This window comes from Phyllobacterium lublinensis (assembly GCF_020164435.1).
GTDB lineage: Bacteria > Pseudomonadota > Alphaproteobacteria > Rhizobiales > Rhizobiaceae > Phyllobacterium > Phyllobacterium lublinensis.
The window spans coordinates 1-26643 of the sequence record NZ_JAIUDQ010000024.1 but is presented as its reverse complement, the minus strand read 5'-3'; the positions used below and the strand labels follow the sequence as shown (position 1 = coordinate 26643).

25 protein-coding genes are annotated in these 26643 nt (G+C 58.2%); 16 read left to right on the top strand and 9 right to left on the bottom strand.

The window, feature by feature from the left end; all coding sequences use genetic code 11:
• Positions 1-176: 176 nt before the first annotated feature.
• Both K9U38_RS21205 and K9U38_RS21200 read right to left on the bottom strand, forming a co-directional pair.
• The gene (locus tag K9U38_RS21205; protein ID WP_224496356.1) at positions 177-833 is read right to left on the bottom strand and encodes a pentapeptide repeat-containing protein; all 657 of its coding nucleotides are present in this window, start codon (positions 831-833) and stop codon (positions 177-179) included.
• A gap of 243 nt (positions 834-1076) precedes the next feature.
• Positions 1077-1490: a cupin domain-containing protein gene (locus K9U38_RS21200; RefSeq protein ID WP_224496344.1), complete on the bottom strand. Its 414-nt coding sequence runs from the start codon at positions 1488-1490 to the stop codon at positions 1077-1079.
• A 180-nt stretch (positions 1491-1670) separates the two neighbouring features.
• Between K9U38_RS21200 and K9U38_RS21195 the strand changes: the two genes are divergently transcribed.
• The 3 genes from K9U38_RS21195 (at position 1671) to K9U38_RS21185 (ending at position 3506) form a co-directional block, all read left to right on the top strand.
• Positions 1671-2246, top strand: coding sequence for an HdeD family acid-resistance protein (locus K9U38_RS21195; RefSeq protein WP_224496343.1), 576 nt, complete (start codon positions 1671-1673; stop codon positions 2244-2246).
• 137 nt (positions 2247-2383) lie between these two features.
• Positions 2384-2941: an ankyrin repeat domain-containing protein gene (locus tag K9U38_RS21190; protein WP_224496355.1), complete on the top strand. Its 558-nt coding sequence runs from the start codon at positions 2384-2386 to the stop codon at positions 2939-2941.
• A 43-nt stretch (positions 2942-2984) separates the two neighbouring features.
• Complete coding sequence (locus K9U38_RS21185) at positions 2985-3506, top strand: YHS domain-containing (seleno)protein (RefSeq protein ID WP_224496342.1); 522 nt, start codon at positions 2985-2987, stop codon at positions 3504-3506.
• 9 nt (positions 3507-3515) lie between these two features.
• Here K9U38_RS21185 and K9U38_RS21180 read toward each other — a convergent pair whose 3' ends face one another.
• Positions 3516-5729 (bottom strand): adenylate/guanylate cyclase domain-containing protein, encoded by a 2214-nt coding sequence (locus tag K9U38_RS21180; RefSeq protein WP_224496341.1) that lies wholly within the window; start codon positions 5727-5729, stop codon positions 3516-3518.
• Between the two features lie 67 nt (positions 5730-5796).
• Positions 5797-6378, bottom strand: coding sequence for a histidine phosphatase family protein (locus K9U38_RS21175; RefSeq protein ID WP_224496354.1), 582 nt, complete (start codon positions 6376-6378; stop codon positions 5797-5799).
• A 398-nt stretch (positions 6379-6776) separates the two neighbouring features.
• On the opposite strand from K9U38_RS21175, the gene rplM reads away from it, so the two are divergent.
• From rplM to K9U38_RS21145, 6 genes are all read left to right on the top strand, one after another.
• On the top strand, positions 6777-7241 hold the full coding sequence (rplM, locus tag K9U38_RS21170; protein ID WP_224496340.1) for a 50S ribosomal protein L13: 465 nt from the start codon (positions 6777-6779) through the stop codon (positions 7239-7241).
• A gap of 2 nt (positions 7242-7243) precedes the next feature.
• Positions 7244-7720 carry a 30S ribosomal protein S9 gene (gene rpsI / locus K9U38_RS21165; RefSeq protein WP_106712255.1) on the top strand — a complete coding sequence of 159 codons (477 nt, stop codon included), beginning with the start codon at positions 7244-7246 and terminating at the stop codon, positions 7718-7720.
• 198 nt (positions 7721-7918) lie between these two features.
• Entirely contained in the window at positions 7919-8875 is a 957-nt protein-coding gene (speB, locus tag K9U38_RS21160) for an agmatinase (RefSeq protein ID WP_224496339.1), read from the top strand.
• A gap of 93 nt (positions 8876-8968) precedes the next feature.
• On the top strand, positions 8969-9904 hold the full coding sequence (gene argC / locus K9U38_RS21155) for an N-acetyl-gamma-glutamyl-phosphate reductase (protein ID WP_224496338.1): 936 nt from the start codon (positions 8969-8971) through the stop codon (positions 9902-9904).
• Positions 9897-10763: an aminoglycoside phosphotransferase family protein gene (locus K9U38_RS21150; protein ID WP_224496337.1), complete on the top strand. Its 867-nt coding sequence runs from the start codon at positions 9897-9899 to the stop codon at positions 10761-10763. The genes argC and K9U38_RS21150 overlap by 8 nt, the downstream gene beginning before the upstream one ends.
• 303 nt (positions 10764-11066) lie before the next feature.
• Positions 11067-12098 carry a hypothetical protein gene (locus tag K9U38_RS21145; RefSeq protein ID WP_224496336.1) on the top strand — a complete coding sequence of 344 codons (1032 nt, stop codon included), beginning with the start codon at positions 11067-11069 and terminating at the stop codon, positions 12096-12098.
• Positions 12099-12123: 25 nt separating this feature from the next.
• Here K9U38_RS21145 and K9U38_RS21140 read toward each other — a convergent pair whose 3' ends face one another.
• Complete coding sequence (locus tag K9U38_RS21140) at positions 12124-13221, bottom strand: COX15/CtaA family protein (RefSeq protein WP_224496335.1); 1098 nt, start codon at positions 13219-13221, stop codon at positions 12124-12126.
• A 166-nt stretch (positions 13222-13387) separates the two neighbouring features.
• On the opposite strand from K9U38_RS21140, the gene K9U38_RS21135 reads away from it, so the two are divergent.
• Positions 13388-13606, top strand: coding sequence for a DUF2842 domain-containing protein (locus K9U38_RS21135; RefSeq protein WP_224496334.1), 219 nt, complete (start codon positions 13388-13390; stop codon positions 13604-13606).
• Between the two features lies 1 nt (position 13607).
• Here K9U38_RS21135 and K9U38_RS21130 read toward each other — a convergent pair whose 3' ends face one another.
• Positions 13608-14678 (bottom strand): polysaccharide deacetylase family protein, encoded by a 1071-nt coding sequence (locus K9U38_RS21130; RefSeq protein WP_224496333.1) that lies wholly within the window; start codon positions 14676-14678, stop codon positions 13608-13610.
• Positions 14679-14786: 108 nt separating this feature from the next.
• On the opposite strand from K9U38_RS21130, the gene K9U38_RS21125 reads away from it, so the two are divergent.
• Entirely contained in the window at positions 14787-15914 is a 1128-nt protein-coding gene (locus tag K9U38_RS21125) for a GNAT family N-acetyltransferase (RefSeq protein ID WP_224496332.1), read from the top strand.
• A gap of 4 nt (positions 15915-15918) precedes the next feature.
• On the opposite strand, the gene K9U38_RS21120 is transcribed toward K9U38_RS21125, so the two are convergent.
• A complete protein-coding gene (locus K9U38_RS21120; protein ID WP_224496331.1) occupies positions 15919-18135 on the bottom strand; it encodes a GumC family protein in 2217 nt (738 codons plus the stop codon).
• A gap of 224 nt (positions 18136-18359) precedes the next feature.
• On the opposite strand from K9U38_RS21120, the gene K9U38_RS21115 reads away from it, so the two are divergent.
• From K9U38_RS21115 to K9U38_RS21095, 5 genes are all read left to right on the top strand, one after another.
• Positions 18360-18881: a polysaccharide biosynthesis/export family protein gene (locus K9U38_RS21115; protein WP_224496353.1), complete on the top strand. Its 522-nt coding sequence runs from the start codon at positions 18360-18362 to the stop codon at positions 18879-18881.
• 9 nt (positions 18882-18890) lie between these two features.
• Positions 18891-20027, top strand: coding sequence for a glycosyltransferase family 4 protein (locus tag K9U38_RS21110; RefSeq protein ID WP_224496330.1), 1137 nt, complete (start codon positions 18891-18893; stop codon positions 20025-20027).
• 67 nt (positions 20028-20094) lie between these two features.
• A complete protein-coding gene (locus tag K9U38_RS21105; RefSeq protein WP_224496329.1) occupies positions 20095-21636 on the top strand; it encodes an undecaprenyl-phosphate glucose phosphotransferase in 1542 nt (513 codons plus the stop codon).
• Positions 21633-22931 carry an O-antigen ligase family protein gene (locus K9U38_RS21100; RefSeq protein ID WP_224496328.1) on the top strand — a complete coding sequence of 433 codons (1299 nt, stop codon included), beginning with the start codon at positions 21633-21635 and terminating at the stop codon, positions 22929-22931. Before K9U38_RS21105 ends, K9U38_RS21100 begins: the two co-directional genes overlap by 4 nt.
• Positions 22932-22997: 66 nt before the next feature.
• The gene (locus tag K9U38_RS21095; protein WP_224496327.1) at positions 22998-23252 is read left to right on the top strand and encodes a hypothetical protein; all 255 of its coding nucleotides are present in this window, start codon (positions 22998-23000) and stop codon (positions 23250-23252) included.
• Positions 23253-23275: 23 nt separating this feature from the next.
• Here K9U38_RS21095 and K9U38_RS21090 read toward each other — a convergent pair whose 3' ends face one another.
• A complete protein-coding gene (locus tag K9U38_RS21090; protein WP_224496326.1) occupies positions 23276-23713 on the bottom strand; it encodes a hypothetical protein in 438 nt (145 codons plus the stop codon).
• Positions 23714-24689: 976 nt separating this feature from the next.
• Positions 24690-26414 (bottom strand): ABC transporter substrate-binding protein, encoded by a 1725-nt coding sequence (locus K9U38_RS21085; protein ID WP_224496325.1) that lies wholly within the window; start codon positions 26412-26414, stop codon positions 24690-24692.
• Between the last annotated feature and the right edge of the window lie 229 nt (positions 26415-26643).

Genomic DNA, 26643 nt, shown 5'->3' with positions numbered 1-26643 from the left:
CTGCATGTGAGCCCAACGACAAAAAGCCAATCCGGGGGAGAAATTCGTCCGGCCCCACTCCCTACTGCAGCGATCTCTGTTTCGCTGCGACAAGGATGCTGCAGCGTACCTTACAAATCAGGATGTTGCGAGATGTCCGCATTAATTCGCAGACGAATGCATTATGCGCGGGACAATCAATCGGCTGCGCAGGGCCAGCCGTCCGGGGCAGCCAATCCCGCAGGCAATTTGGTTTGCTCATTGCCGCAGGCGAGATTGACCTGGGCCTGTTCGAGCCCCGTTGCCGCCGACAGGTCCAATCCCTCGATTCTGGTCAGAAACATGAAGGCATGATCAAGCACGATAGGGCCTTCAAAGGTCGCGCTGCTGAGGTCGGCACGCGAAAGGTTGGCAAATGAAAATTTGGCCCCGGTCAAGACTGCATTGTCGAAATTGGCACGCCCGAGTTCGGCCTTTTCAAAATTGCCTCCCGTGAGCTTCGCACCAGTGAAGTCTGCGCGCTGCAGTTCGGCAGCAGCAAAGGACGCGCCTTCGGCGGAAATGCCCGAAAAATTGGTCCGATAAGCCTCGATCCTGGAGAAGTTCGCTTTTCCAGCCTGAGCACCGGCAAGCGATGCACGCATCAGGCTGGCCTTTTCGAGATTTGCTCCTGTCAGATTGGAGCCGCTGAGATCAGTCATCGTAAAATCGGTGCTGAACAGATCTGCTCCCTGGAGATCACTGCCGGGAATGACGATGCTGCGCTTGCTGCAGTCACGCCAATCCAGGCCGGGCGCTGCACTGCTGCCGCAATCCGCCGCCGTGGCAGGGCCGCCGGAAAACGCCATCGGCATTGCCAACGCCGCGGCCAATGCACAAAGTCCAAGGGGCCGTTTGCGCCATGCTGCCGTTTCAATCAACCAAGTCAGCTTCCCGACAATCGAGCCCATCTCGCCGCTCCGATCCCTACTGTAAAAAGCGCGCCCCTCGCTTGAGACCAACTCCCCCAGCAGCCATTATACAACCTACTTAACAATAATGTGGTGCCTCGCGGCGGCCAATCAATCGGATGGTAAAAAATATTGGCTGCCAGAGACTTAACGCGGGACCAGGGCATCCAGTTCCGGCAGCAGCACGACACTTTCCTGCTCATTCGGGTCCGTGCGCGCTATGACCGCCGTACAGGGCGTGCTGCTGAGATTGGCCGGCAGATGCGGAACGCCAGCCGGAATGTAGAAGAGCTCGCCGGCATGGACCACCACATGCTCCTCGAGTTGATCTCCGTACCAGGTATGGGCCTCGCCCGAGAGCATGTAGATCGCCGTTTCATGGGCTTCATGCAGATGCGCCCTTGCGCGCATACCGGGCGGAATCGTCAGGATATGCATGCAGATACCCGTTGAACCAACCGTCTGCGCCGCAATGCCGGCAAAATAGTCGAACCCCTGCTTGCCGGCATAGGTGTGATGTGGCTTGACGATATGGCATGTAGGCTTTGATTTTTGGTCCATCGCCTCTCTCCGCGTGCCGTTCTCAACCATTGCATAGAGAATAGCACGCAACAGTGTTGTAAAAATACAAATGATCAGGACCGGCTTTGGCGTCGGTAACGGTTGTTACAGTTACGTACTTGCACGTTATGAGTGCGCGTATTCATGTTTGCTTGGACGCCAAGCAAGTGGAGAAGCATCATGGCCATGTCGTTGGATGCAGCTGCAGAAGTCTTCCGCCAGGCAATGCGGGAAACGGTCAAGCGGTATTCATTGTGGTATCTCATCCAGGGGATCGTGCTCGTTGCAGCGGGCGTCCTGGCGATCATCTATCCGGTTCTTTCATCGGTGGCCGTCGTCATCCTGCTGGGCTGGCTGCTGATCATCAGCGGCATAGCGCAGGGCATCAGCCTCCTGGGAGCAAGGCACGTGCCACACTTCTGGCTTCAGCTCGTTTCGGTCATCCTTGCCCTGCTCATAGGCTTTCTTTTCCTGCGCGACCCGGCGCAGGGACTGCTGACAGTCACGCTGCTGCTGATTGTCTTCTTCATGATCGAGGGCATTTCGAAAGTCGTCTTCGCCCTTACCATCCGGCCGTTCCCCAACTGGGGCTGGCTGCTGGCGAGTGGGCTTGTCGGAATAGTGCTTTCCCTCATCCTCTGGGCCAGCCTTCCGGTCACTGCACTCTGGCTTGTCGGGTTGCTGCTCGGAATCCAGCTGATCAGCGTCGGCGCAGCGCTGACCCAGCTCGCGTGGCAGGTCAGGAAGAACCCATAGCCGGCGACCTTCGTCGCATTGCTCTTTCTTGTTCGCTCTTCACGTCTGTGATAGGTTTTTCCGGTTCCGCTCAAGAGAAACCGAGATAGAGCGGGGGGTGTATGGTGAAGTTTTTCTGCACTTTCATTGTCGCACTCATGCTCGGGATTTCGGCCGCATCGGCCGGTCCCTTGCACGACGCGGCAAAGAATGGCGATGTCGAACGCGTAAAACAACTGCTGGATCAAGGCGCTAACGTGGCTGAGCCCGATGGCTCCGGTGAGCCGGCATTGCTCATTGCGTCACTGGCGGGGCAAACCGCCGTTGTCGCTCTGCTCCTCGATCGGGGCGCCGATATCGAGATCCGCAACAAGGGCGGTCTGACGGCCCTGCACGCTGCCGCCTATGGCGGCAAGCTCGAAGTCGTCAAGTTGCTTGTCGAAAAGGGAGCGGCGGTCAACGACAGCAAGAATTTCTACAAGATGGCACCGCTGCATGCGGCTGCCGAAGAAGGCCATGCGGACGTGGTCGCCTTTCTATTGGTCAACAAGGCGGACATCGAGGCAAAAGAAAGAAACGGTTACTCACCGCTGACCCAGGCCGGATGGCGCGAACATTGGGATGCAGCGGGATTGCTCATGAAGGCGGGCGCGGTATGCCAGCCAGCCGACCTGGTCGGCCAATGGCTGTTTACCGAATGCACCAAGCGCAAATAAACGCTTGCTGCACTGAAGATTTGCCCGAAAACGGAGGAATGGAATGTCCGATAACAAAGTAAAGCGCGGCATGGGGTTGGCGGCGGCCATTGGCGCCACAGCACTTCTTGTCTCATTCGTTCAACCCTCTATTGCCGAAGAAATGGTCAATACCGGTTATTTCGGCGACGTTGCCATCAAGGGATACGATCCCGTGGCCTACTTCACGCAGAGCCAGGCCGTGGAGGGATCCGATCAATTTTCCTATCGCTGGCTTGGAGCGACATGGCACTTTGCCAGTGCGGAGAACCTTGAACTGTTCAAGGCCGATCCGGCAAAATATGCGCCACAATATGGGGGCTACTGCGCAGATGGAGTCTCTTTCGGCACGGTGACCACCAATGTAGATCCCAAGGCCTGGCGGATCATCGATGGCAAGCTCTACATCAGCTACGATCCGGGTGCAGCGGACGGTTTCGAGAAGAACCCGACGAAACTTGTCGATTCCAAGAAGCACTGGTCCGAGGTTCAGCAGACGCTCGTGTCCGAGAAAGTCGAAAAGGATTGGCAGGCCCCTTCCAACTAGCATCGCCCGTCAGGAGGGTCCTGGTGAAAAGAACATGACGGCCAACGGCGTGACGTGGACAAACTGCCAGTCACGCAGTTCCTGGCCGGTGTTGCGATAGACGCGGCCGCACACCATCCGGTCAAGGAAGTAACCGCCATACTGCTCGCAAAGCTGGTTGCCCTTGACTTCGACCCGACCGGTAATGCTGGTGTTGGCGCTGCGATAGGCGGTGTTTCCGGCATGGTCAAAATGCTGCATGAATACCGTGCCATTCTTGTGCTGTCCTCGCCATGTCGTGTTGTCGGCCAGCTTGCGCAACTCGTCCTCCGCGACCTGGTCTGCTTCCTTCCCCGCAAAGCCGAATGGCCACTCGGGAACGCCTGCGGCCCTCAGGCCATCCAGATGGTACTTAAGGTCTTCCTCGCGCCAATAATCATAGAGATAGCTGTAATAGGTAAGGTTGGCGTCCGGGAAAAGCTCGAACAGCTTGGCCTTCTCCTGCGTTGCCTTGGCCTGGTTGCCCTGGTTTACATAGGCCGCCGTCAAATATTCCCGCGCGGGTTCGGCCTTGGGAAGAGCGTCGCGTGCGGCCTCGATCAATGGTATCGCCCGCTCGTTCTCCCGTGCAGTGTAGAAGACGATGCCGGCCTGCAGCTGAAAGCTCGGCGGCGGCGTCGGGTCAAGCCGCAATGCCTTGTCGATTTCCGCAACCGCCTGGCCGCGACTGCCGGTCTGGGCGAGGATCAGCGCCAGGTTGCCGACTGCTTCCGCATCGTTCGGTTGCGCCGAGACGGCCCTGCTGGCCGAATCCCTCGCCTCGACTTCGCGGCCGTCGACAAGTTGCAGGAGGGCGAGCACCGTATGTGCCCGCGCATTGTTGGGATCAAGCTTGAGCGCCTGGCCCGCCGCGTCATAGGCGATCTTGCGCGCCACGGCCGCCGACCAGAGATAGTTGTAGTCATTGCGCCAGACATCGACGGCAACGCGCGCAATGCCCGCATGCGCATTGGCAAAATTCGGATCGATGTCGATGGCTTTCTGATAATAGGCCAAGGTACGCCTGTAGGTATCGACGTCGCTGTAGAGGAAACCCTCCTGCTCAGCCCGCATATAGTAGTCGTAGGCCTCCAGATTGTCCGTGGGTATGCGCGCAAGCTGGTCGCGCTCGCCTTCGCTCAGCTTCACTTCCAGCGCCGAAATGATCTTGCCGATGACGTCGTCCTGTACGGCGAAGAGGTCGGTATATTGCCGGTCGTAGCGTTCTGCCCAGAGCGAAAGCCCCGTGACCGCATCAATCAACTTGACATTGATCCGGAGCCGGGTGTCGGCCCGCTGCAGCGTACCCTCCAGAACATAATGGACACCGAGTTCGGCAGCCACGTCCTGAATCTTGCCCGAGCTCTCACTGATCGCGAAGACGGAATGGCGCGCAATGACGAACAGGCCGGACACCTTGGACAGCTCGGTGATGAGATCATCGGTCAGTCCTTCGGCAAGATGATCCTGGTCGGTATTGCCGGTTACATTGATGAAAGGAAGTACTGCAACCGAAGGCTTATCCGGCAGCGGATAGGCAAATCGCTCGACCGGTGCCGGCCACAGCAATGTCCACGGCTGCCACCAGAAGGCGGCGCCCGCCAAGAGGAGCGCAATCGCCGCCGCCAAGGCCGGCATGCGCCATCGGTGCAGGCTGCCCGGAACGCCTGTCGTCGTGCCGGCGGCCGACGGATCAAGCAGCACCCGATAGACCCGGATCGGCTCCGCAATGCTCTTGACCTTCTGCTCGCCGAGCGAGACGTAGCCGAGTTGAAGCTTTGATTTCACCTGGTCATAGGCGGTCCCGGAAATGGCGATGCCTCCAGGCTCAGCCAATGCCTGTAGCCGGTCCGCAATGTTGACGCCGTCGCCGTGAATATCCTCGCCCTCAACGATGATGTCACCCAGGTTGACGCCAAATCGAAAGTCGAGCCTTTCATGGGGTGCGGCAGCAGCATTCTGTTTCGCCTTGTGCCGCTGCACCTGCACGGCACAGCGCACAGCAGCGACCACGCTCTTGAACTCGACGAGAAGGCCGTCGCCCATGGTCTTGACCAGCCGGCCATGATGCTCGGCAATGCTTGGCTCGAAGATGCCCGACAGATCCGCCTGGAAACGCGCACGCGTTCCCTCCTCGTCGATTTGGCTCAAGCGGCTGTAACCGACGACATCAGCGATCAGAACGGCTGCTAGCCGGCGTTCCATGCCCTCATTCCTGGGGTGCGATTCAGGGTCATAGTTTACCGCAGGTCGATCACGGATACTATGGCGGCTATTTCTGGTTCCACCTGCGTATGACCGGCTCAGTCAGGTCATGCTCATAGCCGAGAACGCTGATGCTCGCCGTATCGAGGACGAAATTCGCTCCATGTTCCGGTGACAGACCAAGCCAGCGGGCCGCAAGAACCCGCAGGAAATGGGAACTCGAGAAGATCAGGATGGTGGCATTGACTTCTCGCAGCTGGCTGATGATCGTGTCCGCCCGCAGGCCGACATCGGATGCAGCCTCGCCGTTGGGACAGCCGTCGCGAAAGAGCTGCCATCCCGGGCGTTCGGCCAGGATCTGCTTCGTGGTGATCCCCTCATAGGCTCCGTAATCCCATTCTGAGAGTTCCGCCTTCTTTGCCGCGGCCGAACCGTAGCCCGCCAGGACTGCGGTATTGTATGCTCGCTGGGATGGGCTGGACCAGACAGCTGAAAAGCCAATGCCCTCGAGGCGGCCCGCGAGCTTGCGGGCCGCCGCTTCGCCGGCGTCAGTAAGGGGCATGTCGGTTAGGCCCGTATGTTTGCCGGATGCGCTCCACTCGGTTTCGCCGTGCCGCACCAAATAGATTTCAGGAAAAGCGCTCATGATTGATCACCCAAAATGTCCATTGTCGTGCAGTATGCACGGACAATATGATCTGACCAGCCGATCCAGGCGCAAGGGACACCGATCATCATCTCTCCAGGGTAATGGCGGTTCAATCAAAGCTTCCTGCTGCAGCTGTTTGAGCTCCAAAACCGCGGCAATAGGTCGAGTAAAATGTGGTAATATAATACCTTTTCTTTAACCAATTGAATTTATTGCTTTATTTCTCCAGATGCCCGAGTATCGTCTCTTGACGTATGCCGCCTGCCCCTTTATTGAAACCCTCGACTGCGGTGGGAATTCCCGCCGCTTTTCATTGTTATGCAAATCACATCGATCCGCATAACCCAAGCAACAAGAAAAGCCTTCCTCCGTGAAGGATGATCTCAAGGACGAACACAATGGCTACCTTCTCTCAGAAGCCGGCAGAAGTGACGAAAAAGTGGATCCTGATTGACGCCGAAGGTCTCGTCGTCGGCCGTCTCGCCACCCTCGTCGCAAACCGCCTGCGCGGCAAGCACAAAGCGACCTTCACCCCGCATGTGGACGATGGCGACAATGTCATCATCATCAATGCCGACAAGGTTGTACTCACAGGCAAGAAGTTCACCGACAAGGTTTACTACTGGCACACCGGCCATCCCGGCGGCATCAAGGAACGCACTGCCCGTCAGCTGCTTGAGGGCCGTTTTCCGGAACGCGTCGTTGAAAAGGCCGTTGAGCGCATGGTTCCCCGTGGTCCGCTCGGTCGTCGCCAGATGAAGAACCTGCGCGTCTATGCAGGCGCCAACCATCCGCATGAAGCTCAGTCCCCCGAAGTCCTCGACGTCGGCGCGCTGAATGCCAAGAACAAAAGGAGCGCATAAGAATGGCTGAGCTCAACTCGCTCGCAGATCTCGGCACCGTTGCCGCAAGCACGCAGGCTGCTGCACCTGTCCACGTCCAGAAGCTGGATGCCAAGGGCCGTGCCTATGCAACCGGCAAGCGCAAGGACGCAGTTGCCCGCGTCTGGATCAAGCCAGGTTCCGGCAAGATCGTCATCAACGAAAAGGAATACGGCAAGTATTTCGCACGTCCGGTTCTGCAGATGATCCTGCAGCAGCCAATCGTTGCTGCCAACCGCGCCGGCCAGTACGACATCATTGCTACCGTTGCCGGTGGTGGTCTGTCCGGTCAGGCTGGTGCAGTTCGTCACGGCATCTCCAAGGCCCTCACCTACTTCGAACCTGCACTGCGCGGCGTTCTGAAGAAGGGCGGCTTCCTGACACGCGATAGCCGCGTCGTCGAACGCAAGAAGTACGGCAAGGCCAAGGCCCGTCGTTCGTTCCAATTCTCGAAGCGCTAATCTCGCACTTCAATTTGGACGAGAACAGAAAGCGGGCCCCACGGGTCCGCTTTTTTGTTGCGCCGCTACAAGTTTACGGTAGCTTCGCCGCACGACCAGACCGGATGGCGCAGGAGCTTGCCCCTCCCCACTAGGGGAGGGTTATGCGGCGCCTTCATGTTCATGTTTAATTAGACAAGTCCCGGAGCCCTGAACCCGATGCCATCGAAGTCCATCGATCACGCCTTTACAGCCCGCAGCCTGACCAGCGCCGCCACTGATCCGACGCATGCGGGCGCGCTCTCGTTCATGCGCCGGCGCTACACTAAAAATCTGAGCGGCGCCGAGGCCGTGGTTTGGGGCATACCTTTCGATGCGGCTGTCTCCAATCGCCCCGGTGCGCGGTTTGGCCCGCAGGCCATACGGCGCGCTTCAGCGATATTCGACAACGATCCGCAATACCCGTTCCAGCGTGACCTGTTTGCGGATCTGGCGGTGGTGGACTATGGCGATTGCCTGCTGGACTATGGCAATCACCAGAAGACGCCCGCGACCATCGAGCGTGAAGCCGCCAGGATTATCAAGTCAGGCGCATTCCTGCTGTCGCTGGGCGGCGATCACTTTGTGACATGGCCGATCCTCAAGGCACATGCGGCCAAGCACGGTCCCGTGGCACTGGTCCAGTTCGACGCCCACCAGGACACCTGGTACGATGATGGCAAGCGCATCGACCACGGCTCCTTTGTGGGCCGGGCAGCGCGCAATGGCGTCATTGATCCCGCCCATTCGATTCAGGTCGGCATTCGCACCCACGCGCCGGACGATTGCGGCCTGAAGATCGTCTACGGCTATGAAGTTGAGGAGCTGTCAGCGGCGGAGATCGCCAGGCAGATTATCGCGCGGACGGCCGGGAAACCGGTATACCTCACCTTCGACATTGATTGCCTCGATCCGGCCTTTGCGCCAGGCACAGGTACACCCGTTGCCGGCGGACCATCTTCGGCAAAGATCCTTTCCGTGCTGCGGCACCTGACGGAACTGAACATTGTCGGCGCGGATGTGGTCGAGGTTGCGCCCGCCTACGACCATGCCGATATTACCGCAATCGCCGGTGCCACAATCGCGATGTATTACCTTGGTATCCTGGCCGAAAAGAAGGCCAATCAGAAACGATGATGATCCTGTTGAGCTACGAACCACGCACGGCGCTAAAGCCAATTTGAAAAAATCATGCCAACTATCTGAATTCAAAGCTTCCAAGGACATTCCATGAAACCGAAAATCTTCATCGACGGCGAACACGGCACCACCGGACTGCAGATCCGGACGCGGCTTGCGGGCCGCGACGACCTTGAGGTGCTTTCCATTCCAGAGGCCGAACGCCGCAACAGGGAAATGCGCGCGGATTTCCTGAAGGAAGCGGATGTCGCCATCCTTTGCCTGCCTGACGATGCGTCGAAGGAAGCCGTCTCGATCCTTGAAGGTCATAATTCGACGAAGATCATCGATACGTCGACTGCACACCGGGTGCACCCTGACTGGACCTACGGCTTTGCCGAGCTCGATCGCGCGCAGAGCCAGAAAATCGCCAATGCGCGGCTCGTTGCGAATCCGGGCTGCTACCCGACAGGGGCAATCTCGCTGGTGCGGCCCTTGCGTGACGCCGGTATCCTGCCGGGCGACTATCCGGTCTCGGTCAACGCCGTTTCGGGCTACACTGGCGGCGGCAAGCAGATGATTGCGCAAATGGAAAATCCGGATGCGCCGGACCACATTGCATCCAACCACTTTCTCTACGCAATGCCGTTGAAGCACAAGCACGTTCCCGAGCTGCAGACTCACGGACACCTGGAACGCAAGCCTATCTTCAGCCCGAGCGTCGGACGCTTCCCGCAAGGCATGATCGTGCAGGTGCCGCTGTTCACCGACGATCTGAACGGCAGTGTTTCGATGCGGGATATCCACGCGGCACTCCGCGCACATTACGAGGGCCAGGACATCGTTCAGGTCGTGCCGCTTGCCGAAAGCGCCATGCTGCCGCGGCTTGATCCGGAAGAATTGCGCGATACCGATATCATGAGGCTCTATGTCTTCGGCACCGAAGGACAGGGCCAGGTCAATCTCGTTGCGCTGCTCGACAATCTCGGCAAGGGCGCGTCGGGGGCGGCAGTGCAGAATCTCGAGCTGATGATCGGGCATGCTTGATGCGATTGCGGAGACTTTCCCGCCCGAGTGGAAAGTCTCCTCCCCAGAGCTCATTGCCGAGACCGTCACCAGCCGGATCATCAAGGTGCGGCTTGACGATGGTTCGCCAGCGGTCATCAAGCATCTGACGCCACTGGGCATGCGCGAGGAATTGGGTGGTACCCTGTATCTCGACTGGCATAACGGCAATGGCTGTATCCGCCTGCTGGCGCAGCACGGCAACAATCTGCTGCTTGAATATGCCGGCGCGCGCACCCTGCTCGATCATCTCAATGAGCATGGCGACGAAGCTGCGACGCAGATCTTCGTGGATGTGTTCCTGCGTCTGACGCAGGCCAAACGGCACAACCGGCCTTTCCCGCAAGAACTCATCCCTTTGCGGACATATTTCGCCAGCCTGTTCAAGAAGGCCGGGGCGGACCGCGATCGCGGGATCAACAGCCAGTTTGTCGATGCGGCGGCGATTGCCGAACAACTGCTGAGCGACCAGCACAATGTCCAGCCCCTGCACAGCGATCTGCATCATGAGAACATATTGCACGGAAGTCGCGGCTGGCTCGTGATCGATGCGAAGGGGCTGATTGGCGATCCGATGTATGATGCCGCCAACATGTTCTACAACCCGCTTGATCGCGACGATCTGCGCACAAGCGAACGGCGTATCGCATCGATGGCGAAGACATTCGCGCAGGCTTTCGACCGCGACATCCGGACAGTTCTCGGCTTCGCGATAGCCCACGCCTGCCTTTCGGCGTCCTGGCACGATGAGGATGATAATCTTGCGGAGGCGCGGCGCAGCCTTGCGGTCGCAGCCGCCATAAGAGGCGTTCTTGCGGAGTTCGGCAAGATCACAGGCTGAATTTGCATTGTCTGCGCCCTTTGCCTGGTTGGCGGGCTGGATTCACGCTGGTCTGTATCCCGGCGTCGTTAGCTGGCGCGGCGCAGCGTGTGACCAGAAAATGGTGAGAGCCTATCGAGGCTGGAGCATTTCCATATATACTATCGTTGAATTGTATACTGCTTTCATTTGGGTATTATTTGAATGTTGCGATAAAAAACATTCTATCATATTTTTTCAAAACAATAGAGATAAGAGTAATTGGCCGCGAGCACAGAAATTCCATAGAAAGATCCATCCAATCTGATAACCGTTCATGGCCGCTTGACCAAAGCAGGAAAACTTCTGCTCGGTTCATTTACCGCGCTCCCGCGCCTGCCGAGCTCCATTAGGCACAACGATGATTGGCTTTCAGGATCGCGGGACGAGATACCGCGTCAGGGACATGTCGACGGTGGATTACCGATGATCTCCAATCGTGTCGCTACGTCGTCCTGTACCAGGACAGCGAGCTGGCGTGTGTTCGATGTTTCGGCGATGAATACCGTGACGCGTCTTATCAGGGGGCAGATAGTGATCCTGGACCGTTCCTCTAAGATATTCGGTATACTTTTTGTGATCTCCGTTTTTCTTCCGCAGTTCGCGGTAATGGCGGTAGGTCTTCATCTGACATTTGAATTTTCCAAGGCAGGTTTATTTGCTTTCGCTTTTCTTGTGTTCAACGCTGCGGCCCTTATCCAAATCCTAGCACAACCAATATTGGCCATTCGCCTTGCATACTCGGCTAAGCCGGCGAAACCAGCGTACATAGGATGTAATCGTATTTTGATCGGCGCATCGGCTGTCACTTGTTTGCTCGCCGTACGAGCCTCACCCGAGACCAGCCTAACATTGTACATGATTACCGCAGCTCTGGGTGCTGTGGACCAGATTTTTACGGGCTCATACCCTCTGGTTGCGCAACGGAGCTATGGTGTGGACTACGCCCGCACTGCATCCTTGGCCAATCTCATGGGCCGTGGGTCTGCAGCCGTCGCACCAGCAATTGCAGGACTAGGTATAGCAAACGCGAGTGCCCAAATGGTGGTGTTGCTTTCGCTATTCCTGTTAGGGTTACCCTGCGTAAATGCTCCTTATGAGACCCAGTCACGGGCTGCGAAACAAGAACAAGTCCACTCAAAGGGCCGAGGAATCGTTGCCTACCTGCGTGCGTTGCCACCTTGGAGCAAGTGGTTCATGGTTTTCACGATTGGTGCAAATCTGGCATTCTCCAGCGTGGCCTTTGTCATACTTTCTGATGCTCGCACCAGCCAATCCCTCGCACCGCCGGCGGAAGTCGTCAATGCGGCTCCATGAGTGAAAGGCCTGTCAGGATTGACGTCTATCGTTCCGCAACGACCGCCGTCTCGAGTGGATAAGCACCCTTTGTGGCGCGCCAATGCGCCACGGCAAAGCCAAGGATGACGATCGCGAAGCCTTGATGCAGCAGGCCAAGACTGATGGGGACGTGCATCAGCAACGTGCTGATGCCGATCGCCGCCTGCAGTGCAACCAGAACCGCAAGGAGCACCGCGCGGCGTGCATGGGTTGTCCCCGGGCACTGACGCATCGAAGTCATCGCCTGCCAGATCGCCACGACAAACACGAAATAGGCAAACAGGCGGTGCACGAATTGCACTGTCTTCGGGTTCTCGAAGAAGTTGTGCCATATAGGCTGGATGGGGAAAAGATCGCCAGGGATGACTGCGCCATCCATGAGCGGCCAGGTGTTGTAGGAGAGCCCTGCATCAAGGCCGGCAACGAGCGCGCCAAGATAGATCTGGATGAAGACCAGAAGCACGAACCAGCCAGCAAAACGTTGAACCCGACGATTGGCGGGCGCTTCGGAGTAGACCGCCAGACCACGCGCCACATACATGACCGCGGCGAAAATGATGCAGGCAAGCGTCAGATGCGTGGCGAGCCGGTATTGACTGACATCGACGCGATCAACGAGCCCGGATGCAACCATCCACCAGCCGACGGCGCCCTGCAGGCCGCCAAGCGCCAAAATGCCAACCATCCGCGGCTTCAGGCGGCGCTCAAGACGGCCGGTCAGCCAGAAGAAGGCGAGCGGCAAAGCGACCAGAAAGCCGACGCCGCGTGCCAGGACGCGGTGCGCCCATTCCCACCAGAATATCTGCTTGAACTCCGACAGGCTCATGCCCTTGTTCAGCTGCTCGTACTGCGGAATCTGGCGGTATTTGTCGAACTCTTCCATCCACTCCGCCTGGCCGATCGGAGGGATGACGCCATGGATTGGCTTCCACTCGGTAATCGAAAGACCGGAGCCCGTCATGCGCGTTGCACCGCCGACGATCACGATGGCCGCAAGCACAACCAGCACGAGGTAGAGCCAGATACGGATAAACTGGCGGTTCCTTGCTTCGCGATCCTGGACCGAGGCAATTGTGCCTTCGGATATTGTTTGGGCGGCCATGCAGAATACTCCTGTGGTCCGGGATAGGTGCAGTAAATGGCCGCGTCTGACAAGGAGAGCCCGCGCGACACGCCGTCGCGTTTATGGCGTAAACAGGTCTTTTTTGCTTTTCGCTGGGGACGTTAACGGGTACAGCGTGCACTGAAGCTAAAGAATGGATGGCGCGATGCCCGTTAGGCTGAAGAAACTCATTGGAGCATTCCTGCTCGTGGCACTCGTCTGCGTGTATGCAATCATTGCGACAATATTTGCCGTGGCCCTGCTTGGTAATGCCAGCCCATGGATCCACCTGCTGTATTTCTTCGGCACGGGAATCCTCTGGGTCGTTCCTGCGATGTTCATCATCAGCTGGATGGAAAAGGCGCCGAAGAAAAAAGCCCAATAGATCAGGCCTGCACGACCCTTCGGCCCGCATTGGCAATCGGCGTGGTGATGCCGCTCATCATGGCCTGCGCATAGACCAGCTTCTGGAAGCGGCCATTGATCGAGATGCGCGGCAAGGCATGCAGAGTGGCGCGATGCTCGGGATGGATTGTGCCATGACGGGTCGTCACGGCAGAAAGAAACCCTTCTTCGGCGGCAATTTCCGCCTCGCGTCTTCCGGCTGCCTTGGCTGAACCGTAGGGATAGGCGAAATGCGCGGGACGTTTGCCCAGATTGTCTTCGAGCATGTCGGCGGACAGCCGCATCTCCTGTGCGACCATGCCGGACGTGAGCCGCTTCAAATTGTAATGGTGTACCGTATGGGCACCGATCGTGCAGAGCGGATCGCTCGCGATCTGGCGCAGTTCCTTCCAATTCATGACGTCCTGATCGGCCGAGACACCGCAGATCATGCTCTCCGCATCGCACATTTCGCGCAAGACCGGCAGCTGCTCCAGTTCAGTCAACGTGTAGGAAAAATAGCGCATGATTGAGTGGAAGGCGGCGCGCTTCTGAAAGAGCGTGGAGCAGCGCCATTCCGGGCCACCCGGTATCCTGATGGCATCCGCCTTGGCGACCAGCTTCTCCACCACTTCCCACCAAAGCACGGCCGCACCCTCGATGAAACCCGGAGCCGCGTAAATGGTAAAGGGAACATCGTGCTTCTGAAAAACCGGATAAGCATGGTTGAGATTGTCATTATAGCCGTCGTCAAGCGTTACTGCGGCGAAGCGGTTGCCGTCCTGCGATCCGGTCTTCACGCGTTCGATCATCTCGTCCATGGACACAATCTCTGTGCCCTCGGACCTGAGTGAAATGAGTATCTGCTCAAGAAATTTGGGGGTAATCGATAGTGAGCGGGTAACTCCGAGCGGACTGATGCAATCCGGACGGACGCGATGCAGCATGATGATCGAGCCAAGCCCCCCGAAGCGGTCACGCGTTCGGGACGCGAAGCCGCTGTGCCAAGCCAGTCGCATCACGGCCTTTCGCATCAAGTCGGCCGCGTGGACCATTCCTTCACCAATTTGCATTATCAACGATAATCGGAGGTTTGTTCATCAAGTCATGCAACCTAAAAGTTTATATATGATTGATCAACGACCCCCGCCACACTTCCGCCTTTTGCGATGGAACCTGAGATGTCGCTTCCTTTAATACAGACGATGATTCTCGGCGGGACCGAAGCACAGGCAACATGGGAGGGTCTGGGCGATGATGTCGTTTGCGGGCCATCGCAATCCGCACAATGGTTCTCTTATTGGCAAGCGAATGCCAACACCGATTGTCTTGTGGCGGCGCTTTATGCGGCTGGCAAGCCGGTGTTGTTGCTGCCCCTGGAGGTGGTCAAGAGGGGTCCGGTCCGTATCGCCATCTACGTCGGCGGGCCCCATGCCAATTGCAATTTTCCTGCGATTTCACGTTCGCACCAATTCGGCCGCGACGAATTCGCCAAGCTGTTCGATGAGTTGCATCGCGCACGACCGGATATCGATATCGTGTCGCTGTCGCGACAGCTGGACGAGCTGGACGGCGCAGGCAATCCCCTGCTCCAGCTGCCGAGCCGGGAAAATGCCAATGTCAGCCTCGCCATCACGCTGGACCGCAGCTTCGAAACGGTCCTTGGCCGCAACAATGCCAAGAGAAAGAAAAAGAAACACCGGCAGAATACACGCCGCTTCGAAGAAGCCGGTGGATATCGCATCGTGACCGCAACCACGCCGTCCGAGACCGAAGCGATGCTGACGAAGTACTTCATCTGGAAAGCGGACCGGCTGGCCAAGGCCGGGATCAAGAATACCTATGAGCCTGCTGGCATCAAACGCTTCTTTCATCAGCTGTTTGCAGCTGAAACGGCCATGACAGCACCGCGGTTTCAATTGAAGGCGCTGGAGGTTGCCGGACAATACCGGGCTGTACTCGGGAAATCCCGTGCCCGACACCAGACTTTCATTGATTTCATCGGCATCTCCGACGACGAGCTTTCGAGCGCCAGCCCAGGGGAGTTCCTGTTCTTCGAGGACATCCAGGACAGCTGCGTGACCGATCTTGGCATCTACAGTTTCGGTGTCGGCGACGAACCGTACAAGCGCAGCTGGTGTGACATCGAGGTGCCCACCCATGATACCAATGTCAGCTTGACGGCCAGAGGCAGGATGTATGGCAGCTATCTGGCGGGACGCGAACAGCTGGTGCGGACCATCAAGCAAAACGACATGGTCTGGGGCCATGTGAAAAAAGCACGTTCCCGCCTGTTCGGCAGGGCTTAGACCCTCACATACCGGCTACAGACTTGGAGCGGATGATCCTGCCGCCATCCATCCGCAGCGCGTTGGGGCGGAACGGCGTCAACAGTTCCGGCTCGACCATTCTTGCTTCAAACACGGATTTTGCCGTCGCAGCAACGTCATGGTCATTGGGATCTACGAGCGCGAGCACCAGTTCTGTCCCGTCGGCAAGAAGCGGTCTCAATTCGGTCGCGGTTGCGGGGCCACTGTCGATGACCACGAGATCATAGGCGGATTGCAGGGCGTTGAGTATCATCGGCAGCCGGCCGACCGATTGCATCGCCTTGACGGGGTCGTGGTTGCCAAGGGGTATGACCTCGGCTTCCGAATAGTGATCGGGGTGAATCACGTCGCTGAAATGCTTGTCGGAGACCAGGAGGTTGGTAATGCCGGCGAGGTTCCGGTCGTCGAGCATCGACCCGCCTATTTCACCGGACCCGGTCATGTCGATGAGAATGACCCGTACGCCGCGGTCAGCAAGCTCGCGCACGAGCAGGATCGTCAGGGCGGACGCCTCGTCGCCTTCCGGAGACACCACCACGGCGCGGGCTGCGCCACTTGCCATCAAACGATCGGCAACATTCGCTATGCCGGAGTGGTCGGGCTCAACGAGGGGCGCTTCAATTTGATCATCAACCGCCGGAGTTTCCTCCAAAGCGGGGATCACCGCATCTTCCGATGAAGCCGCCGGTTCCTGGACGAGTGGCTGTCTGTAGGAGGCATCGCTTGCGACCGCATCGACTGGTGCGTCGACCGGCAATGTTTCCCTGACCTCATCGAAGCTCCGCGCCGGGGTGGATGCCGACCGAAGCGCCCGGCCGCTGAACAGAGCGCTCAAAAGCGTGCCGATGCTCAGCAGGAGCAGCGAGGCGGCAAAGGCCGCTATCGTCATCGGGATTATCTTCGGGAAATAGGGTTCGATCGGCTTGTCAGCGCGGGAGAATATACGGGCGTCAGCCGGCAGATAACCGCGATCGGTTCGAGACGACGCTTCGCGATAGCGGGTCAGGTAGGATTCCAGCAGCTGGCGCTGGGCCGTGGCCTCGCGCTCGAGCGCGCGCAGTTCAACTTCCTCCTCACCCGCCTTGGACGATTGCGCCTTCAGCTGATTGAGGGAGCGTGTCAGTTCGGCCTCGCGCAGCCGTGCCGTCTGCGCCTCGTTTTCAAGACTGCCGAGAACCTTGCGTGCCTCCAGTCTGATCTGCTGGTTGAGGTCGGCAAGTTGCGAGCGAAGCGCCCGAATACGCGGATGGCCGCTCAGCAGCGACGCCGATAGATCGGCAATATCGTTGTTGAGCTGCACCTGGCGCTCGCGCAGGCGCTGAATGAGGGGTGACGCTATGACATCCGGCAGCGTTTCCACTGCAGCGCCCTTGGCCAGTGCCGAGCGGACGCTTTCCGCCCTGGCCTCGCTCGCCGCCCTGTTGGCCCGCACGCGGGACAATTCCGATGACAATTCGGAAAGCTGCTGGGTTGCGAGGACTGCATTGTTCTGGCCAATCAGCAGATCGGATGAACTGCGATAGGCCGCGACCTTGGCCTCGGCTTCCTTTACCCGCTTGCTCAGATCAGCAATTTCGGGCTGCAGCCACTCCGTGGCGTCCGCATTCGACTGGGATTTCGATGCCTGCTGCGTCGCAATGTATTCATCGGCGATGGCGTTGGGCACTGAGGCCGCGAGGGCGGGATCCTTGGACGAGAACTGGATGACGATAACCCGGGAATTCTGGACGCTGTAGACAAGCAATCGCTCGCGCAGGGCCCGAAGAATGTAATCATCCCTTGTCGCCGTATCCATTGGCTTGCCAATGCCGGCCGCACCAAACAGCCGGGACAGGAAGGATGGCCGTGCGTCCGCCGCAAACTCTTCATTGTTGCCCAGATCGAGCTTGGTAATGACGCGCTTCAGAAGATCCGACGATCCGATCAGCTCGACCTGGCTCTTGATGCCCTCCTGGTCGAGGATCGGGCGCTCGTCAGATTGCTGCTGGTTTGCAGGGCGGGTAAAGACGGATTCCCGCGTTTCGATCAGGATGCGGGTCTCGGCGCGGTATCGGGGCGATACCAGCGACAAGACCAGAAATGCCAAGAGCGCCAGCCCCAGTGAACCGAGCATGATCCGCACCCTGTTTTGCCACAGACTGGCAAAGAGAGCGCCGACGTCGATGTCCACATCGCTACCGACAGAATTGACCCGTGACATGCAAACACTCCAGTACGAACGGCGCTATGGTAAACGCGCATGGTAACCAGCCAGTTAAAGATCGCCATTCTTGCCGATGAAAACTGCCTAGTTTTCCGATACTTTACCAGCCATTAACCCTAACGAACTGATAATCTGGATCAGATTCGAGAGACTCTCCGCAACTTAGGGTTCAAGACGTGTTCAGCAAGCAGTTCCTTCTGGTGACCATCAGCGTCGTATCCATGACGCTTGGCGGTTGTGCCAGTTACCGGCCCGCTCCGGCAGCGTTCAACGAAGCCATCAACAAGCCCTATATGCTGGATGCGGGCGATCGTATCCGGCTGACTGTCTTCGAGCAGGAAGGCATCACCAATACCTACAGCGTGGACCAGGCAGGCTTCATCTCGGTACCGCTTATCGGAAGCGTCCCTGCCCGCGGCAAGACAATCCAGCAGCTGGAAGCGGACGTGGCGGCCAGGTTGCGCAAGGGCTTCTTGCGTGACCCGGACGTAGCCGTCGAGATCGACCGCTACCGGCCAGTGTTCATCATGGGAGAAGTCGGTGCTGCGGGCCAGTATTCCTATGTTCCTGGCATGACGGCACAAAAGGCAATCGCTGCTGCGGGTGGCTTCACGCCCCGTGCCAACCAGAGCGATGTCGACATTACCCGGCAATTCAATGGCGAAAGCCTCACGGGCCGCGTAACCATTTCCGATCAGGTGCTGCCAGGCGACACGATTTATGTGCGCGAGCGCTTCTTCTGATCCGCGGATATGGCCGAACCTCGCTCCAAACAATCCCTACGGATCGTTCATTGCTTCCGCGCTCCGGTAGGCGGAATCTTTCGCCATGTGCGTGACCTTATCGAAGCGCAGGTGAAAGCCGGCCACCAGGTCGGCATCATCTGCGATGCGTCGACTGGAGGAGCATTCGAGGAAGCGCTGCTTTCCGATTTGCGCGACAAGCTCGCACTGGGACTCGAGCGCATTGCAATGCAGCGGCAGATTGGACCTAGCGATGCCATGGCGGCGCTGCGGACCTACAGGATCATCAAGAAATTGCGGCCGGACATCCTGCATGGGCACGGGGCCAAGGGTGGCATCTATGCGCGCTTGTTCGGTACACTGTTGCGGGTATTTGGGTCTCGCGTAGCCCGCTTTTATTCACCGCATGGCGGCAGCCTGCATTTTGATCCTGCCAAACTCCAGGGGCGGATCATTTTTCAGGTCGAGCGGACGATGGAACGGATGACCGACCGGATCATTTTCGTTTCAGCATTCGAACAGGGAATCTACGTCCGGAAGGTGGGCGAGCCTCGCTGTGCATCTGCTCTCATCTATAATGGACTGGCGGACGTCGAATTCGAGCCGGTCGCAGCAAACGACGACGCCGCGGACTTCCTGTTCATCGGCGAAATGCGGGCGCTCAAGGGCCCGGATATATTCATCAATGCGCTGGGAAAAGCCGGAAATGCAACCGGGCGCGAACTGACCGGTGTGATGGTCGGCGACGGCAAGGATCGGGCCAAGCTGATCGAGGACGGAACCAGGGCACGTCAAGCCATTCGTTTCCTCATGCCCATGAAGGCACGGCAGGCATTCCAGCTCGCAAAGGTCGTAGTCATTCCCTCCCGGGCAGAAGCCCTGCCCTATATCGTGCTGGAGGCGCTTGCGGCCGGGCGTCCGGTCATCGCCAGCCGTGTGGGCGGTATTCCGGAGATTCTCGGTGACGCCTCCCCTGCGCTGGTACGGCCGGAAGCCGGCGATCTTGCCGCAACCATGGCGACCGCCATCGGCGATGTCGCAGCCTACAAGCAGACGCTGCCAAGTATCGAATCGCTCAAACAAAAATTCAGTATCGAAACCATGGCGTCCCGCCTCGAAAATGAGTACTTCGCCGCTCTTGGATAATTGTTTGTCTAAGTCTTTTTTAGCGCATACGTGCTATAGAGCGTCGTCTGGGTTGTCAGGGTGCATCATGAAAGAAAGAGAAGCGGAATCGAAGCTTTCGCGTGACGTTGTTCGCAACCTCGCGCCGGATGCCAAGCATGCGTCCAAAGAGAAGACAACGCTCAGTCCCGTAGCCTACACGATCGCCTCGCAATACGCCCGGGACACAAATTCCCCGGTGATGATCAGCGGTATCATGCGGATCATCGAGTTCCTTGTCGTGGCTTTCGCCGGCATTGCCGTGTTCATCATCTATGTCGGGCCCAGCGCGGGCGCCATCCTGCATTACTCCCTGGCGATCCTTGTCACCGCGACGGTCACGGTGCTGCTGCTTGAACTGACCGACAGTTACCAGCTAGCCGTGATGCGCGATCCATTCAGCAAGCTCGGACGACTGCTTTTGATCTGGTCCGGCGCCTTCGCGCTGATGTCGCTTGCCGCCTTCTTCCTGAAGGTTTCGGAAGACTATTCACGTGTCTGGTTCGGTGCCTGGTACGTGTCGGGTGTAGTCCTGTTCATCGCCTTTCGCGTGATCATGTCGCGGCTTATCCGGCGTTGGGCGCGCAATGGCAGAATGGAACGGCGCGCAGTGATCGTCGGCGGCGGAAAGCCGGCGGAGGATCTTATCCGGTCGATCGAACAGCAGCCCTACAATGATATCCGCATTTGCGGCGTCTTTGACGACCGGGACGCCAAGCGTTCACCGCCGATCGTTGCGGGATATCCGAAGCTTGGCAACATATCCGAGCTGATCGAGTTTGCGCGTATCGCCCACATCGACATGCTGATCGTATCCCTGCCGATCACGGCCGAAGAACGTGTGCTGTCCCTGCTGAAGAAGCTCTGGGTGCTCCCTGTCGACATCCGTCTTTCTGCCCACAACAACCACCTTCAGTTCCGCCCGCGTGCCTATTCCTATATCGGCTCCGTCGCCATGATCGACCTGTTCGACAAGCCGATCAACGATTGGGATTCCGTGGCCAAGCGGGCATTCGATATCTTTTTCAGCCTGTTCGGCATCCTCCTCTTCAGCCCGATCTTCATCGCGACGGCCATTGCCATCAAACTCGAGAGCAAGGGGCCCGTCATCTTCAAACAGCAGCGGCATGGTTTCAACAACGAGATCATCGAGGTGTGGAAATTCCGCTCCATGTATACGGAGATGTGCGACCCGACCGCGCGCAATGCGGTGGTCAAGGACGATCCGCGCGTTACCCGCGTCGGGCGTTTCATCCGCAAGACATCCATCGACGAGCTTCCGCAGTTCTTCAATTCCCTGATGGGAACACTTTCGCTGGTCGGTCCCCGCCCCCACGCGATTGCCGCCCATACCCGCAACCTCCTCTATAACGAGGTCGTCGACGGCTATTTTGCGCGGCACCGGGTCAAGCCCGGCGTAACGGGATGGGCGCAGATCAATGGCTGGCGCGGCGAGATCGACTCCGACGACAAGATCAAGATGCGCACGGAATTCGATCTGTATTACATCGAGAACTGGTCTTTGTGGTTCGACATGAAGATCCTGTTCCTGACGCCGGTGCGGCTCCTCAACACGGACAATGCCTATTGACCGCTTCGCCAGATCAGACAGCTGATGTGCGTGTCGATCACGGCACCAGGAACCGCGCGCTGATCCGCCTGATATCGACCTTCGCCATCGGCTTCGGCGTTTTTCTCAGCGGTTTCGTCATCGATGAACCTGCGCCCTATGAACTCTACATGGCGGGGCTGATCTTCATCTGGGCGCTCTTTGGCCTGAGGCTATCGCGCACCGTGGCGATCCTTCTAGCCATACTGGTGATCTTCAATATTGGCGGTCTCCTGTCCATGGGCCAGATGGCGGACCTGAAGACGGCGCCAATCTACATCGCTGTCTCGCTGTTCCTCGCCATTACCTCTGTGTTCTTCGCAGCCGTCATCGATAGCGACCAGCGCATGCTGCCGGTCATTTTCAGGGCCTATATACTGGCTGCAGTTTGTACCTCGCTGCTTGGCATCCTCGGCTACTTCGATGCGTTTCCCGGTGCGGATCTGTTCACGCGCTACGGGCGGGCGATGGGCGCTTTCCAGGACCCCAATGTCTTTGGTCCCTTCCTGATGCTGCCGCTGGCCTGGCTGGTGCACGGTGTACTGATCGGCGACCTGCGTGCTCTTCCAGTTCGTCTTGTCCCGATCCTCATCCTTACGCTTGGCATATTCCTTTCGTTCTCGCGCGCCGCGTGGGGAATGGCGGTGCTGATCATAGCAGGTCTTGCCCTGCTCCTGTTCATCAGGAACCCCAACCGGCTATTTCGACTGAGGATCATGCTCCTGGCCGGTCTTGCCGTTGTCGTCGTGCTGCTCGCCGTCATTGTCGCCCTGCAAATACCGAGCGTGGCCGAACTTTTCTTTGCGCGCGCTCAACTCGTGCAGGATTATGACGACGCCCAATTCGGCCGTTTCGCGCGCCACTGGTATGGCATGCTGCTGTCCATCGATCACCCGCTCGGGATCGGGCCACTGGAGTTCGGCCCGATCTATGGCGAAGACACCCACAATGTCTGGCTGAAGGCCGCGCTCGACTATGGATGGCTGGGATTCGTCAGCTACATGACGCTGACGATGCTGACGCTGGGGCTCGGTCTGCGCATACTGTTTCGCGAGCGGCCATGGCAGCCATTCCTGCTGTGCGCCTATCTGGTTTACGTTGCCCACGTCGCCATAGGCAACGTCATCGACACGGATCATTGGCGGCATTTCTATCTGCTGGTGGGGATCATCTGGGGATGCGTGGCGCTGGAACTGCGCTACAACCCAACGCCCGCGCGACATGCAGGCGATGTCCGGTCTGACCGCGAGCGGGGTGAACATTCCCGTATGCAATAGTTCATTTTGGATTATAATCTAATTTTAGACGTTCGGCGAAAACAACGGGTTATATTGGATCATTGGATGGGCTCATTGACATTCCTGGACGACAACAATCCAAATTATTCCAAAACGGATGGCGAACTCATGCAACGGGCATTGGAAGATGCGGCTGCGGAACTCTTCATTACCGATGAAGCCGATCCCGAGCACGGAACGCTCGCGCGCTTCGTGCGCGCCGCCTTCATCATCGGCAACCGCGATTCCGAGGCGATGGCACGCTTTGCTGTGAACGCCGTATTGGCCAGGCGGGCCCGAAAAGCCGAAGCGCCCGCCTGAGATGTAGCGTCCCGTCGGCGAAGCTATCTGTCGAGCACGTCACGCAACCAGGCAAGCACGCCCTTATGCCTTCCAGCAATTGCCTTGCGGACATTGTATGCGGCCATGGCTCCGCTTACTTCTGCACCGAAATGACAATAGCAAACCACCCGGTGAAGCTGGAGATCGCTGATCTCAAAGAACCGGCGCGCTTCACCATAGGTGTCATCCTTCAGACCAAATGCGCGCAGAACCGGGTCTTCAAAGGCCACCGAGATGGGTGAGCCATCGCCACGCATGGCCGCACGCGCCCGGGCGGGTTGATACTCCGATTGGTACAGCGTCGAAAGACGGCGGTCCGGATCCCGTTCGAGGAGCGCTGCCCATCGCTCCAGGCGCTCGCTGCGCAACATGGTCTGTTGGGGGTAATCCTGATCGATCCGAGAGACAATTTGCAGTTGATCAAGTGCATGGTGCTTCATCGTGGCCTCCTATTCGAACGATAGTTGGTCCGCCCATACCCAGCATTCACCCCTCGCAAGCCTGACTCCAGCTGACTGCGAAGTCCAATCACGATACTGTCCGGACGTTGCCATTCACGAAAACGTGCAAGTATCGCCGGCGATGCGCTGTTGCCTATGCAGACGCCCGATGGCCAACTGTGGCGTTCGAGTGCTTACCCCTAAAGAATCCAGGAACTTATCCGCCGAGCGGGCGTTGATGCAGGGCCGCCGGTTGTTAGCCGAGGCCACCCGTAGCGTAACAACTGAGAGAAAATATGCCAGATCGAGACAATGACGGGACCCATAGCCGGCAATATACAATCCGGCGGAGGGGGAATTCATGGGTCGTCCGAAATGATGAGGAACAATCGACCAGCGAGGAGAACCAAAGCGACGGCGACTCCAACAATGAGTCCGACGATGAGGCGGATGAGCGCTCGTAGGTCGATGCACTCAGGCTGGCCCGGGCGGTGATCCGAAACCGCGATCCGAACTTCGGCTGCAGTCTGGCCAACCATCGGGCTTTACAGAAAATGGTCGGAGTGGCTGGATTCGAACCTTATATGGTGTGAGGTTGTTCATTGTTCAGAACGACCGGTTGCATGTCAGCCTCTTTAGCACAACATTTCCCGGTCCTTCCAGCATTGTCACAGGAAAGCTGGAACGGGGCTGGTACAAAGTTTGCGCGATACAACCACCACCACTCACGCGTCAAGCGGCACACCAATCATTGGGAAGACATGGCGGGCGATGCTTTCAAAATGCGCAACAGGTTCAGCGTTTCGGCAACAGCAATTGGGGCGGCGCTCCATTAAAGAGGGCCGTAGCCGACCCGTTGCGGTTCACAATGTTCGCTGGGTAGTACCGAGGTACCGGACAGGTAGTGCGGCTCAAAATTGTTAAAAGGGGCGGCGCCGAAGCGCCACCCCCTTCCCCGCTCCAATAGATTTGAAGCTTACTTGTTCCAGCTCTTGACCAGCTCATCGTAATTGATGGTCAGTGGCTTTTCCTTTTCGTTCTCGACCTTCAGCTGCGGTGCAAGATTGCCTTTCTTCACGGCATCCACATTCCAGTAGGCAAGGTCATGCTCGTCCGCCAGTTTCGGACCCATGTCGCCCATGACGCCGGATTTCTCGAGACGTCCAAGCACCTTTTCCTGTTCCTCGCACAGCGAGTCCATGGCTGCCTGTGCGGTCTTGGCGCCCGAGGAGGCATCGCCGATCGCCTGCCACCAGAGCTGGGCCAGCTTCGGATAGTCAGGGATGTTCGTGCCTGTCGGCGACCATTGTATGCGGGCAGGCGAGCGGTAGAACTCGATGAGGCCGCCGAGCTTCGGTGCGCGCTCCGTGAACGACTTGTGGCCGATCGAGGATTCGCGGATGAGCGTGAGGCCGACGTGGCTCTTCTTCACGTCCACGGTCTTCGAGGTGACGAACTGAGCATAGAGCCAGGCGGCCTTGGCGCGATCGTCCGGCGTCGACTTCAGCAGCGTCCAGGAACCCACGTCCTGATAGCCGAGCTTCATTCCGTCCTTCCAGTAGACACCGTGCGGCGATGGAGCAAAGCGCCACTTCGGCGTACCGTCCTCATTGACGACGGGGAGGCCCGGCTTGACGAAGTCGGCGGTGAACGCCGTATAGGTGAACATCTGCTGGGCAACCTCACCCTGCGAGGGAACCGGACCCGATTCGGAGAAGGTCATGCCCTGAGCGGAAGCCGGCGCATAGGCCTTCAGCCACTCGAGATACTTGGCGATCGAATAAACCGCGGCTGGGCCGTTGGTGTCGCCACCCCGCGCCACGCACGAGCCGACCGGGCGGGAGTTCTCATCGACCTTGATGCCCCATTCGTCGACCGGCTTGCCATTCGGGATGCCCTTGTCGCCGTTGCCGGCCATCGATAGCCAGGCGTCGGTGAAGCGCCAGCCGAGCGACGGGTCCTTCTTGCCATAATCCATGTGGCCATAGACCTTCTTGCCGTCGATCTCGCGGCCTGTGAAGAACTCGGCGATATCTTCGTAGGCCGACCAGTTGACCGGAACGCCGAGGTCGTAGCCGTACTTCGCCTTGAAGTCCGCCTTGTTCTTCTCATCGTTGAACCAGTCGTAGCGGAACCAGTAGAGGTTCGCGAACTGCTGGTCGGGAAGCTGATAGAGCTTGCCGTCCGGCGCCGTCGTGAAGGACTTGCCGATGAAGTCGTCGAGGTCGAGGTCCGGATTGGTGACGTCCTTGCCTTCATTCGCCATGAAGTCGGTCAGCGAGCGAGCCTGCTGGTAGCGCCAGTGGGTGCCGATCAGGTCCGAGTCGTTGACATAGGCATCATAGATGTTCTCGCCCGACTGCATCTGCGTCTGGAGCTTCTCAATGACGTCACCTTCACCGATCAGGTCGTGCGTGATCTTGATGCCGGTGATCGCAGTAAAGGCAGGCGCCAGCACCTTGGACTCATATTCATGGGTGGTGATCGTCTCCGACACCACCTTGATGTCCATGCCTGCAAATGGTTTTGCCGCATCGACAAACCATTGCATTTCCTTTTCCTGCGCCGCCCGATCGAGCGTCGACAAGTCCTTGACCTCGGCATCGAGGAAGGCCTTGGCTTCGTCCATGCCGGCATAGGCACTGCCTGCGCCGAACAGCAGTACGAGAGCTGTTGTTGTCGTGAGTATTCGCGTTCGCATTTTAGTCCTCCCAGAGTTGCGATTGCATCGTCAGGTGCGTGGCGGAATGCCTGCACCGTATTCTTTAGACAAAAGCCACCCCACCCGGACTTTTGGTCCGACCTGCCCCGCGAGGAGTAAATGGGGTCGGTGAAATTTTCTTACCCTCTCCTGGTTGGCAGGGTCGGTGAAGCGACAGGGTGAGGTGCAATGAACCATTCAAATGCCACCTAACCAACTTTGTTCAAAT

Excerpts from the sequence above, each read along its gene's own strand:
- K9U38_RS21205 (WP_224496356.1), bottom strand. The coding sequence starts at position 833 with ATGCCGATGGCGTTTTCCGGCGGCCCTGCCACGGCGGCGGATTGCGGC.
- K9U38_RS21200 (WP_224496344.1), bottom strand. The coding sequence starts at position 1,490 with ATGGACCAAAAATCAAAGCCTACATGCCATATCGTCAAGCCACATCAC.
- K9U38_RS21195 (WP_224496343.1), top strand. The coding sequence starts at position 1,671 with ATGGCCATGTCGTTGGATGCAGCTGCAGAAGTCTTCCGCCAGGCAATG.
- K9U38_RS21190 (WP_224496355.1), top strand. The coding sequence starts at position 2,384 with ATGCTCGGGATTTCGGCCGCATCGGCCGGTCCCTTGCACGACGCGGCA.
- K9U38_RS21185 (WP_224496342.1), top strand. The coding sequence starts at position 2,985 with ATGTCCGATAACAAAGTAAAGCGCGGCATGGGGTTGGCGGCGGCCATT.
- K9U38_RS21180 (WP_224496341.1), bottom strand. The coding sequence starts at position 5,729 with ATGGAACGCCGGCTAGCAGCCGTTCTGATCGCTGATGTCGTCGGTTAC.
- rplM (WP_224496340.1), top strand. The coding sequence starts at position 6,777 with ATGGCTACCTTCTCTCAGAAGCCGGCAGAAGTGACGAAAAAGTGGATC.
- rpsI (WP_106712255.1), top strand. The coding sequence starts at position 7,244 with ATGGCTGAGCTCAACTCGCTCGCAGATCTCGGCACCGTTGCCGCAAGC.
- speB (WP_224496339.1), top strand. The coding sequence starts at position 7,919 with ATGCCATCGAAGTCCATCGATCACGCCTTTACAGCCCGCAGCCTGACC.
- argC (WP_224496338.1), top strand. The coding sequence starts at position 8,969 with ATGAAACCGAAAATCTTCATCGACGGCGAACACGGCACCACCGGACTG.
- K9U38_RS21150 (WP_224496337.1), top strand. The coding sequence starts at position 9,897 with ATGCTTGATGCGATTGCGGAGACTTTCCCGCCCGAGTGGAAAGTCTCC.
- K9U38_RS21140 (WP_224496335.1), bottom strand. The coding sequence starts at position 13,221 with ATGGCCGCCCAAACAATATCCGAAGGCACAATTGCCTCGGTCCAGGAT.
- K9U38_RS21135 (WP_224496334.1), top strand. The coding sequence starts at position 13,388 with ATGCCCGTTAGGCTGAAGAAACTCATTGGAGCATTCCTGCTCGTGGCA.
- K9U38_RS21130 (WP_224496333.1), bottom strand. The coding sequence starts at position 14,678 with ATGCAAATTGGTGAAGGAATGGTCCACGCGGCCGACTTGATGCGAAAG.
- K9U38_RS21125 (WP_224496332.1), top strand. The coding sequence starts at position 14,787 with ATGTCGCTTCCTTTAATACAGACGATGATTCTCGGCGGGACCGAAGCA.
- K9U38_RS21120 (WP_224496331.1), bottom strand. The coding sequence starts at position 18,135 with ATGTCACGGGTCAATTCTGTCGGTAGCGATGTGGACATCGACGTCGGC.
- K9U38_RS21115 (WP_224496353.1), top strand. The coding sequence starts at position 18,360 with ATGACGCTTGGCGGTTGTGCCAGTTACCGGCCCGCTCCGGCAGCGTTC.
- K9U38_RS21110 (WP_224496330.1), top strand. The coding sequence starts at position 18,891 with ATGGCCGAACCTCGCTCCAAACAATCCCTACGGATCGTTCATTGCTTC.
- K9U38_RS21105 (WP_224496329.1), top strand. The coding sequence starts at position 20,095 with ATGAAAGAAAGAGAAGCGGAATCGAAGCTTTCGCGTGACGTTGTTCGC.
- K9U38_RS21095 (WP_224496327.1), top strand. The coding sequence starts at position 22,998 with ATGGGCTCATTGACATTCCTGGACGACAACAATCCAAATTATTCCAAA.
- K9U38_RS21090 (WP_224496326.1), bottom strand. The coding sequence starts at position 23,713 with ATGAAGCACCATGCACTTGATCAACTGCAAATTGTCTCTCGGATCGAT.
- K9U38_RS21085 (WP_224496325.1), bottom strand. The coding sequence starts at position 26,414 with ATGCGAACGCGAATACTCACGACAACAACAGCTCTCGTACTGCTGTTC.